The sequence below is a fragment of the Paraburkholderia sp. 2C genome, assembly GCF_054589215.1.
Genome location: NZ_BAAILL010000066.1, coordinates 1 through 254 on the forward strand (window position 1 = coordinate 1; position 254 = coordinate 254).

Annotated in this window: 1 protein-coding gene; it reads right to left on the minus strand. The window is 66.5% G+C overall.

The genetic code is table 11. The features are described from left to right. The coding region (locus tag ACYPXD_RS30920) for an FAD-dependent oxidoreductase (protein ID WP_459720980.1) at positions 1-254 on the minus strand (254 nt) is incomplete at both ends.

Sequence of the window (254 nt, forward strand, 5' to 3'; positions counted from 1 at the left end):
TCGAGCTGCCGCTCGAGCAGCGTATCGGCAAGGTGCACGACGGTCACGTCCATGCCGCGCAGCTTCAGGCCGTTCGCGGCCTCGAGCCCGAGCAGGCCGCCGCCGATCACGACCGCGTGACGTTTCACCGCGGCCGTGTCGATCATCGTCTGCGTATCGTAGATGTCGCGATAGCTGATCACGCCCTTGAGCGTATTGCCGGGCACCGGCAGGATGAACGGCGTCGAGCCGGTCGCGATCAGCAGGCGCTCGTA